This window comes from Halobacillus massiliensis, assembly GCF_900166625.1.
GTDB lineage: Bacteria > Bacillota > Bacilli > Bacillales > Halobacillaceae > Halobacillus_A > Halobacillus_A massiliensis.
In genome coordinates this window covers 4,088,165-4,098,409 of record NZ_LT800499.1, presented here as the reverse complement: position 1 = coordinate 4,098,409, position 10,245 = coordinate 4,088,165, and the positions used below count along the sequence as shown (strand labels likewise).

Below are 10,245 nucleotides of genomic sequence, written 5' to 3'. Positions count from 1 at the left end.
CTCACCGGCTCCCCGCGGAAAGCGAGTTATTTCCCGGCCGCTTTTCTCCAACTGAGATAAACGGAATAGCTCTTTCTCTACTCAACAATAAGGAAGAGTAAGCGATATCCCAGTCGCTATCTTCTTTTTACAGTAAATAGAACAGCACCCCTTCTCTTTAAGCAGAACGAATCCTTCGTTCTGCTTTTTTGTGTATTGAATAAAGATTAGTAATAACGGAAGGAGGAAATGATATGTATCCTCAATCTATAGAGAAGCGGCTGGTCATCGTAAGCGGAACGGGAGATGTATCCGCTCAGCCAGATGTGGCAGATGTTCAACTAGGCGTAGTAACGACAGGAAAGAATTTATCTATTACCCAGCAGGAAAATGCCCAGATAATGACCCAGGTGATCCAGTCGTTGGAACGAGCAGGTGTGCCGCGAAAAAATATCATGACGGTTGATTATTCAATACAGCCCCAGTATGACTATGTAGAAGGGCAGCAGATATTCCGGGGATACGAAGTGAGAAATATCGTTTCTGTTACTTTAGAAAATATAAACAAAACAGGACTCATTATTGATACAGCTGTACAAAATGGGGCGAATCAAGTCTTAAATATTGAGTTTTCCGTGCAAAATCCGGAAGCTTTATATCAGGAAGCCCTCTCTAAAGCATTAAAGAACGCTTATAGTAAAGCTCAAACCATTACCCGGACAATGAGACTGCAGCTGGATGCAGCTCCTGTTAAAGTCGTTGAAACAAAGCAGGAAGGGGTAAGACCATTACAGACAGCTGCTTACAGCACAGCGGCGCCTGTCCAGCCTGGGCAACTGGAAGTAAAAGCATTTGTGGAAGTTCAATATAGAGCTTATGCATAAGCTGGGGTGGTGAAAGATCACAAAAATCCGTTTGAAAGATTATTCTTTATTTCTCACCCGGGAGAAAAAAACTTCCCAGTAGGAAAATAGGGTTACCACAATGCCAATGCTGATCTGTGCTGATTTATCCATATCGAAAAGTGGAGATATTAATAAAGAGATTAAGTAAATATAAATAGGTATTCCAATAATCTTTAAAACAGCTGTCATATTATCCCTCCACCATGATATTTCCCCAGTGAAATTAAAGAAAACCAAGTAAAAAAAGAGCCTATAAGGCCCTTTTTTCAGAAGTGCTTTTTCAAGTTCAATAAGTTAGACGAGCGGCTTCCTGGAAAAATAGTATTATAACGAATCACCAGGCTCAAGTGTCGGAACTTCAATATCCACAGTATCAGGGTATTTAATGCCGGCTCCTGTATTTAAAACAACCACTTGTTCGTTCGCTTGAATCCAGCCTTCCTGTCTTAATTGGCGTGCAGCCAGAAAAGCGGCAGCTCCTTCAGGACAGACAAAGGAACCTTCCAGCTCCGCAATCCACTTTTGTTCTTTTAAAAGATCGTCATCATTTACGGCTACAGCACAGCCGTCTGTTTCATACAATGCATCAAGAACTAAAAAATCACCTATTGCTTTTGGGACATTTATGCCAAAGGCAATGGTTTCAGAGTTTTCCCAGAAGGCAGATTCATGCTTACCTTCTTTCCATGCTTCAACTATAGGCGCACACCCTTCTGATTGAACAGCAACAAGACGAGGGAGCTTCTGTTCTGGCGATACCCAGCCTAACTGCTGCAGCTCCTTGAGTGCTTTATAAATACCGATTAAGCCGACACCCCCACCCGTAGGATAAAGGATGACATCAGGAAACTCCCAATTGAGCTGTTCAGCAATTTCCAGGCCCATCGTTTTCTTTCCTTCAATGCGGTAAGGCTCTTTTAAAGTGGAAACATCGTACAACCCTTTTTCAGCAGAAGCTTTTCCTACAATTTTCCCCGCATCGCTGATTAATCCATTAACGAGATACAAATTTGCTCCCGATAAAGCACATTCATTTCGTGTAATGCTCGGAGCATCAATTGGCATAACAATAGTAGAGCTCATACCGGCTCTAGCTGCATAAAGCGACCATGCTGCTCCGGCATTTCCGTTTGTAGGCATTGCCAGCTCTTTCACGCCAAGCTCTTTAGCTTTTGATACCCCGACGGCGGCTCCTCTCGCTTTAAAAGCACCTGTTGGAATTACACCTTCATCTTTCATAAGCAGGTTCGGAATGTCCATGTTTGTACCGAGTGATGGACATTTTATAAGAGGAGTCATGCCTTCGCCTAAACTCACTTTGTTTTCTTCCTCTTTAACTGGCAGCAATTCGTGATAGCGCCATAAATCCGGCTGTCTTTTGACGAGATTATCAGGTGAAAAAACCTTAGAGAGTTCTTCAAGCTTATAGTCGACCAGGAGGGGAGAACCGCATGTACATAAGTGGTTCTCTTCATCTGCAGAATACGTTTTTGAACACTTTGGACAATAAAGATGGGACATATAACTATAACTCATTTAAAGATCCTCCTTTATGTAATTATGGCTTTAGCGTATCATAGCCGGGAAGATATTGGTTAAACGTTTGATCAATGTCTTGATAATAAAGGCACGGGGGAGTCTTTTAATAGTGTAGCTTCGTAAAGGAAATGACAGCATTCTATATTAGAACGTGTAGTATAAATAAAAAAGGGTATGGGATAAAAAAGGCGAGAAATCCTTTTAATCAGCCTGAATCGATTCTATCTTAAATGATATGAATTGAACGGGGCATACTTAGAATAATTGAAGGTAAAGGAAAAAGAATGCCTCTATAAAACAAGATGACTAAAATTTTTTAATTTAACTGAATGCTGCATTTTACAAAGGAGGAGTTAAAGATGACACATCAATCTATTATTTTAGGTACAGGTCCCGCTGGTTTAACGGCAGCGGTTTACTTAGCGCGGGCGAATATGAACCCGCTTGTAATTGAAGGCCCGGAGCCGGGCGGCCAATTAACTTTAACTACTGAGGTAGAGAACTTCCCGGGGTTTCCTGATGGAATTATGGGTCCTGAGTTAATGGATAATATGAAAAAGCAGGCAGAGCGCTTTGGAGCTGAATTTAAACGCGGCTGGGTAACAGATGTGAAAGTGGATCAAAGACCGTTCAAATTGTCTGTAGATGGTTTGGGAGAGTTGGAGACACAGACGCTCATTATTTCTACAGGGGCATCTGCCAAGCTGCTTGAGATTCCTGGAGAAAAAGAGAATATAGGAAAAGGTGTGAGTACATGTGCTACATGTGATGGTTTCTTTTTCCGAAATAAAAAAGTTGTCATCATTGGCGGCGGAGATTCAGCCATGGAAGAAGCTAATTTCCTGACCAAATTCGCGAATGAAGTTCAAATTGTCCATCGCCGTACAGAACTGCGGGCTTCAAAAATTATGCAGGACCGTGCAAAAGTCAACGAGAAGATTACGTGGGCTTTAAACAAAACTCCTGTTGAAATGATTTCTGACGGAATGAAAATCACCGGAGTGAAGGTGAAGGATTCCGACAGCGGAGTAGAAGAGGTTATCGAGACAGATGGAATATTTGTAGCCATCGGTCATAACCCAAATACGGAGTTCCTCAATGGACAGCTGGATATGGACGAAAAAGGCTATCTGATAGTAGAACCAGGAACTACTAACACGAATATACCCGGTGTTTTTGCATGTGGAGACGTGCAGGATCAGAACTACCGACAGGCGATTACAGCCGCAGGAACAGGCTGTATGGCAGCTATGGATGCTGAACGTTTCCTTGAAGGTGAAGCAGCCATTGACTGGAGCCAAAGCTTATCTTAATTATGGACCCCAAAAACCTGTTTGAAGGTATTTGGGGTTTTTAATTTTCAGGAATTCTGTTTCTGAATTCTGTAAAAATCGACAAAAATAATTGGATAATTCACTCTTTTCTGTATACTTTTGCCTTTTGCTGCTGTACAATGGCGCACAAGAGGGGTGGAATATACTTAAAAGGGAGCTGATTGATTTTGAGAAAGTTATGGATGACTTTTTGCAGCTTGGCTTTTTTAGCAGGTATTTTTCTGGGATCGGGTACAGCACTGGCAAACCATGGAGATGAAGATAAGAACTGTGATGATTTTGCAAATAAGCAGGAAGTAATGGAATTCTGGGATTCTCATGGATATGATGAAAACAATGACCCTTCAGACTTAGATCGTGATAGTGATAACCTCCCATGTGAAACAACTCAGGGAGATTGGGATGATTATAATGCAAGTAAAGATACATCAGATTCTGACTCAGAGGATTCAGAAGACAACGAATCAGCCGCAGGTTCCTCTGATGATGGAGACGGAACCTCTGCAGATGAAGGAGGAGAGCTTCCAAATACAGCGACCAGCAATCCGCTGATGATGCTGATGGGTGTTCTGCTTCTAGGGACAGGCGGATTATTATTTATTCGTAAAAGAAAACTGAATTAAATAATACGAAACCACCCCTGAACAAAGACAGGCTGCTCCGTCAGCCTGTCTTTGTTGTTTTTCCTCATTCGTCAAATGCCTTTTCATCCTGTAAAATGAAAAATAGATGAAATTTACTATAGAAAAGGTGTTACATGTGAAGTCATATATTGTTATAGGTGCTGGAATCCTCGGTGCTTCAACGGCTTACCACTTAGCAGCGCAAGGTGCAGAAGTGAAGGTGGTTGATCGAAAGGATGTCGGCCAGGCTACAGACGCCGCGGCTGGAATCATTTGTCCTTGGCTGTCCCAGCGTAAAAATAAAGCATGGTATGAGCTCGCGAAAGGCGGAGCCCGTTATTATCCAGAGCTGATAGAGAAATTGGAAGCGATGGGCGAAACGGAGACAGGTTACAAGCGCGTAGGAGCACTGCGTCTTCATAAAGAAGAAGAAAAATTGGAAGAAATGTATCAGCTAGCTCTCGAACGCCGAAACGCCGCTCCAGAAATGGGGGAAATTACGCGGCTGTCCCCTGAACAGACGAATGAAATGTTCCCTGTGCTCGATAAAGAATATGGATCCGTTTTTATCAGTGGAGTGGCAAGAGTTGATGGGCGCGCGATGCGTAATGCGCTGATTCGCGCCGCTAAAATAAAAGGCGTCCAATTTATTAAGGCAGACGCATCTTTAAAAGTAGAGGATCACAAAATCACTGGTGTGTATACAGAGACTGGAACGATTGAGGCTGATGAAGTGATCGTAACGGCTGGTGCATGGGCTAAAAAGCTGGTGCTTCCATTAGGTGAAGAATTTCTTGTCCATCCGCAAAAAGCCCAGATTGTGCATTTAGAGTTGCCGGAAACAGATACGTGCAGCTGGCCAGTTGTAATGCCTCCGACGAATAAGTATTTATTAACCTTTGATGACGGACGGGTCGTTGTGGGGGCGACACATGAAACGAAAGAAAAATTTGATACACGAATAACAGCCGGAGGCCTTCATGAAATCTTCCATAAGGTGTTAGCTGTGGCTCCAGGCCTTGAGAAAGGTACTTTTTTAGAAACTCGAATGGGTTTTAGGCCGTTTACCCCCAACTCCCTGCCTGTGTTTGGACGTCTGCGCGGCTATGACGGTCTGTTTCTGGCAAATGGCTTAGGCGCTTCAGGATTAACTTCAGGGCCATATATCGGTGCTGAACTTGCCAGGCTTGCTTTGGGAGAGAAAACGGAGCTTGATTCGGAAAACTATAAAATTGATCTGGCGTTAGCTAAGAAGAAATAAAGATAATGAGTAAAACCCCTTAGAGAAGTTAATTCTTTAAGGGGTTTTCCCTGTTCTTATTTCACAGAAGGATCCTTTGATTCTCAAAAAAGTAGCCTCTTGTTCCGTTTACCTTAATGAAAAGAGCCGGGCCTGGGGAAACGACTCGCTTTCCATGGGCGAACGGTGAGCTTCCTCGGGCTTTTAGCCCTCCGGGATCTTGCCTATGTTCTAGGCTGATCGGTTCCGTTTACCTTAATGAAAAGAACCGGACCTGGGGAAACAACTCGCTTTCCATGGGTGAACGGTGAGCTTCCTCGGGCTTTTAGCCCTCCGGGATCTCACCCTGTTCTATCCTCCCATAGGAGTCTCGCCGTTCCCCCCGGCCCTTTACGTTTTTTTGAGGAACGGAACATTTAAAAAGAGAGGATCAATCCCATTAGAGAGCAGATTACAGTGTTCCGTTCTCCCCATGGGAAATGGTGAGACTCCATCCGCGAGTGAAAAGAGCTAGCTCACCGGCTCCCCGCGGAAAGCGAGTTATTTCCCAGCCGCTTTTCTCCAACTGAAGTAAACGGTCCAGCCTTTCTCCCCATTGATCACTTTCTAATAATAGACAACAAAAAAGCCGCGGGAGAATAATTCCCCGCGGCTTTTAAAAAACACAGCTCTTAATGCTGCAGCTGTTTTACAAATTCTTTTGATACAGCAACTGTAGACTGCGGATTCTGACCAGTTATCAGTTTACCGTCAACTTCCACATGCTCTGACCAGTTGGCTGAAGAAGTGAATACAGCTCCAAGCTCACGCAGACGGCTTTCAAGAAGGAATGGCATGTGCTTATCAAGCGTTGTATCAGCCTCTTCCGTATCCGTAAATGCGTTCAATCGTTTTCCTTTAACGAGCGGCTCTCCATTAGAAAGCTTAGCCTCTGCAAATGCGGAAGGACCATGGCAGACCGCTCCGATTACTTTATCGGATTCAAAGAAGCTACGAAGCAGTTCCTGTAGTTTTTCGTTCTTTGGAAAATCGAACATGGTTCCGTGCCCGCCGGGAAGGAATATTGCATCAAAGTCTTCAGCGGAAACAGATGCAATTGGAAGCGTGTCCTCTAAATGGATTTTCGTATCAAGAATTTCCTGAGGCTCATCTTCACTGACGCTGTTTGGGTCAACGGGTGATTGTCCGCCGCTCGGACTGGCTACTGTTACTTCGTATCCGTGCTGCTTAAATTCATTATAGGCTTCACCGAATTCAGAAAGCCAGATGCCTGTGGGTGTCTCTTCGTTTATTTTTTCATGGTTTGTTACTACCATAAGAACTTTTTTGGTCATTTTGTCATACCTCCTAAGCACTGTTTATCTTCACGAAAATCTCATTCCCTCGGTTTCAAAAGATCAAACCTCGAATTTCTGTTTTGAAAGGTATTGAATGGCTTCTTTATCAGAGGTTACAGGATGTCGATAGGTCTCCTTGTATTCTTCATGTCCTTTTCCTGTAATGACAATCCAATCTCCCGGCTTACTCATAGTTAGAGCTTTTTCGATCGCAGAAGTCCGGTCAGGAATGATAGAGCCTTTTTCGTTCCCGTACGTTTCTTGAAGTATTTCCAGGGTTTCCACCATACCGCTGGATGAGACGCCATTAAGATCGTCTAAAGTCAGAATGAACATATCACTGATTTCTGCACTTATTTTTACCATTTCACTGCGTTTTTCCTTATCTTTATTGCCTCGGAATCCAAAAATATGAATGAGGCGATTTTCGGTGGAATCCAGCGCGGTCTGCAGGCAATTTAAGATGGCTTCCGCTGTATGGGCATAGTCAATGACTACACAGACTTCGTTCTCCAGCTTATAGATATTAAAGCGTCCTTCCACTCCGGGGAAGGTTTCCATTGTTTGAATAATAGCAGCAGAAGGGATGGAAAAGCTTCTGCCTGTAATATAACTTAAAGCAGAGTTGTATAAGTTATGGTAACCGGCGATTGGAGAAGGCAGCTTTAACCATTGACTTTGGTCTTCAATAAACAAATGAGCGGGAGGTGAAGATGACAGGTCTTTTATTTGATAATCTGCTCCTTCGGATTGGCCGAACGTTTTTACCTTTATTCCATCTGAAGCCAATTCTTCAGCCAGCCTCTTGCCAAATTCATCATCATAATTAATAAGTGCAGTCCCATTTTTCTTTAATTTATGGAAAAGCTGTTTTTTCGCTTCAAAATATTTTTCCAAAGAACCGTGATAATCCAAATGTTCCGGGGAGAGGTTGGTAAAGAGACAGGCATCGAATTCTATTCCTTCTAATCGAAATTCCGATAGCCCCTGGGAGGAAGCTTCCATAACAACATAATCATCTGTACTCTCAGTTAAAACCTGATTGATGATAAGCGGGTTTGGTGTTGTGTTAATCGTTTTATGTCTTTCTCCATTAATAATGTTTTGGATAGTGCCGATAAGCGCACAGGTATTTCCAAATTTTTCAAGAATGTGTCTGACCATATAACTCGTCGTTGTTTTCCCATTAGTACCTGTGATCCCTATCATCAGCTTCTTTCTTGAAGGATGATCATAATAGACGGCGGATAATCGGCCAAGCGCCTGGCGGCTGTTGGGAACTTGAACATAAGGTACCGAAAGTTTATTTGAGATGGGCTTCTCTCCAAAGATGACGGCAGCTCCTCTTTCTATAGCATCATCAATGAAGAGATGCCCGTCGGATTGATAGCCTTTAATTGCAATAAAAGCACTGCCTTTTTCAACTAGAGTGGAGTCGTCGGTCAGCCCTTTAATCTTAAGATTTAAAAAGTCAGGAGCTACTTTATTTTCTACGGTTATGTTTTCTAAGAGGTCGATTAACTTCATGGATATTTTTTCACGCCTTTACAGGTTAGGATTGTGCTATTCTAAATACTATCAATAGAAATAGCCCCGGGCTTATTTTGATATGATATGAGAGACTGGTTTTAGTGAAAAGCGCCTTTATAAAATAAAAAGATAAAGCTCATACTAAAAGAGAGCAAGGCTGTTTTTACATATCACTCTGTTTTTTCTTATTAACAGAGTCTGCAAAAACATAACACTCCATTCATCAAAAAAGAAACACGTGAGGGAATGATAAGATGAATATGAATTTTAATCAACTAAAATCTTTGGGTATAGTAAAATGTTTCGGCCCACAAATACAAACTGTGACCGCATTAATGTTTCATTCTAAAAATGTTTGTAAAGATTCCATGTTCTTCTGCATAAGAGGAGAGAATACAGATGGTAACTGCTATGTTGAAGAAGCAATTGAGAGCGGTGCGAATTCAGTGGTAAGCGACAAGGAGGAAGACTTGCAAAAGTGGAGCCGTAAATATCCATGCTGCAGTTTTTTGCTAGTGAAAGATGTCAGGAAAGCAATGGCTTATATAGCGAAGCATTTCAATCATCGAGCAGATGAAACGCTGAAAACTATTGGAGTTACGGGGACAAACGGCAAGACGACAGTGTCTTCTTATGTCCGCTCTCTTCTCAACCTTCTTAACATGCCGACTGGCTTGATTGGAACGACAGGCATCTGGACCTCAAAAGAAAAGATAGCCTATAGAAAAAGCACTCCCACTACCCCTGAATCCATCGACCTTCATCAAATTTTTCATATGCTTGAACAGCACGGCGACAAGGCCGTTTCAATGGAAGTCTCTTCTATCGCTCTTGATCAGATGAGAGTGGAAGGGATTCTTTATGATGTAGCCATCCACACAAATTTTTCAGAAGAACATTTAGAATACCATAAAACAATAGATCATTATAAGAAATGTAAACTGCAATTATTTAAACAGACAAAATGTGCTGTTATCAATTTAGATGATGCAGGGATGGGAGCAGACATTCTCCAAAGGTTTGATGGTCCTTTTCTTACGTATAGTTTGAGAGAGGAAAGTGAGGCGGACCTAAAAGCCTCTGAAATAAATGTATCTGACAATGGAACAACCTTTTATTTAAATTACCTCGGTGAGTGCTATCCCGTTTATGTGCCTATCTTTGGCAACTATAATATTGCTAATATCCTTTCAGCTGCAGGGGCGGCGGTTTTACTTGGGTATACCATGAAGCAGATTATAAATGTTCTTCCGAGGCTCGAGAGTCCTGAAGGCCGATTCCAGGTCATTGAAGCGCCTGATGCAGCAAAAATTATTCTGGATTATGCTCACACGCCTGTAGCGATCACCCGTTTGGTAGAAGAAGTTAAAAAGATAAAGTATAATCGGCTGATTCTTATGATCGCAGGTATTGGAATCAGAGATTTTAATAAGATGCCGAAAATGGCGGCAGCCATTGATGGACAGGCTGATGAGGTAGTAGTTACTGTAGACCACCCGGGTTACCATGATCCCCAGGAGATCGTCAATCAAGTTGTAAAAGGATTTGCAGAGCCGAATGCCCCTAATATCCATACGGCTCTTACAAGGAAAGAGGGAGTCTTAAAAGCATTGCAGCTGGCCGGGGAAGGAGACCTTATTCTCTTGACCAGCGGCTGTATTAACAATGCGCAAATTGTTAAGGGTAAAGAGATTCCCCATTCTGATGAGGAGATAATTCAAGCACACTATCTGTAGTCCTCCTAAAAAAGAGGGGGGC

The 10,245-nt window shown here is 42.6% G+C and carries 9 protein-coding genes; 5 read left to right on the top strand and 4 right to left on the bottom strand.

Annotation, left to right across the window (positions count from 1 at the left end):
* Positions 1-233 precede the first annotated feature (233 nt).
* Positions 234-863: an SIMPL domain-containing protein gene (locus B7E06_RS20305; protein ID WP_082235691.1), complete on the top strand. Its 630-nt coding sequence runs from the start codon at positions 234-236 to the stop codon at positions 861-863.
* A gap of 39 nt (positions 864-902) precedes the next feature.
* On the opposite strand, the gene B7E06_RS21970 is transcribed toward B7E06_RS20305, so the two are convergent.
* Together B7E06_RS21970 and B7E06_RS20300 are read right to left on the bottom strand one after the other, a co-directional pair.
* Positions 903-1,073 carry a hypothetical protein gene (locus B7E06_RS21970; protein ID WP_179134110.1) on the bottom strand — a complete coding sequence of 57 codons (171 nt, stop codon included), beginning with the start codon at positions 1,071-1,073 and terminating at the stop codon, positions 903-905.
* A 135-nt stretch (positions 1,074-1,208) separates the two neighbouring features.
* On the bottom strand, positions 1,209-2,420 hold the full coding sequence (locus B7E06_RS20300) for a threonine synthase (protein ID WP_082235690.1): 1,212 nt from the start codon (positions 2,418-2,420) through the stop codon (positions 1,209-1,211).
* 362 nt (positions 2,421-2,782) lie between these two features.
* On the opposite strand from B7E06_RS20300, the gene trxB reads away from it, so the two are divergent.
* The 3 genes from trxB (at position 2,783) to B7E06_RS20285 (ending at position 5,641) form a co-directional block, all read left to right on the top strand.
* Positions 2,783-3,736 carry a thioredoxin-disulfide reductase gene (gene trxB, locus B7E06_RS20295; RefSeq protein ID WP_082235689.1) on the top strand — a complete coding sequence of 318 codons (954 nt, stop codon included), beginning with the start codon at positions 2,783-2,785 and terminating at the stop codon, positions 3,734-3,736.
* A 188-nt stretch (positions 3,737-3,924) separates the two neighbouring features.
* Positions 3,925-4,380, top strand: a complete 456-nt coding sequence (locus B7E06_RS20290) for an LPXTG cell wall anchor domain-containing protein (RefSeq protein WP_082235688.1) — start codon at positions 3,925-3,927, stop codon at positions 4,378-4,380.
* Positions 4,381-4,516: 136 nt separating this feature from the next.
* The gene (locus tag B7E06_RS20285; protein WP_082235687.1) at positions 4,517-5,641 is read left to right on the top strand and encodes an NAD(P)/FAD-dependent oxidoreductase; all 1,125 of its coding nucleotides are present in this window, start codon (positions 4,517-4,519) and stop codon (positions 5,639-5,641) included.
* 650 nt (positions 5,642-6,291) lie between these two features.
* On the opposite strand, the gene B7E06_RS20280 is transcribed toward B7E06_RS20285, so the two are convergent.
* Positions 6,292-6,954, bottom strand: a complete 663-nt coding sequence (locus B7E06_RS20280; protein ID WP_082235686.1) for a type 1 glutamine amidotransferase domain-containing protein — start codon at positions 6,952-6,954, stop codon at positions 6,292-6,294.
* A 63-nt stretch (positions 6,955-7,017) separates the two neighbouring features.
* Entirely contained in the window at positions 7,018-8,484 is a 1,467-nt protein-coding gene (locus B7E06_RS20275) for a UDP-N-acetylmuramoyl-L-alanyl-D-glutamate--2,6-diaminopimelate ligase (protein ID WP_082235685.1), read from the bottom strand.
* A 257-nt stretch (positions 8,485-8,741) separates the two neighbouring features.
* Between B7E06_RS20275 and B7E06_RS20270 the strand changes: the two genes are divergently transcribed.
* A complete protein-coding gene (locus tag B7E06_RS20270; RefSeq protein WP_082235684.1) occupies positions 8,742-10,223 on the top strand; it encodes a UDP-N-acetylmuramoyl-L-alanyl-D-glutamate--2,6-diaminopimelate ligase in 1,482 nt (493 codons plus the stop codon).
* Positions 10,224-10,245 lie beyond the last annotated feature (22 nt).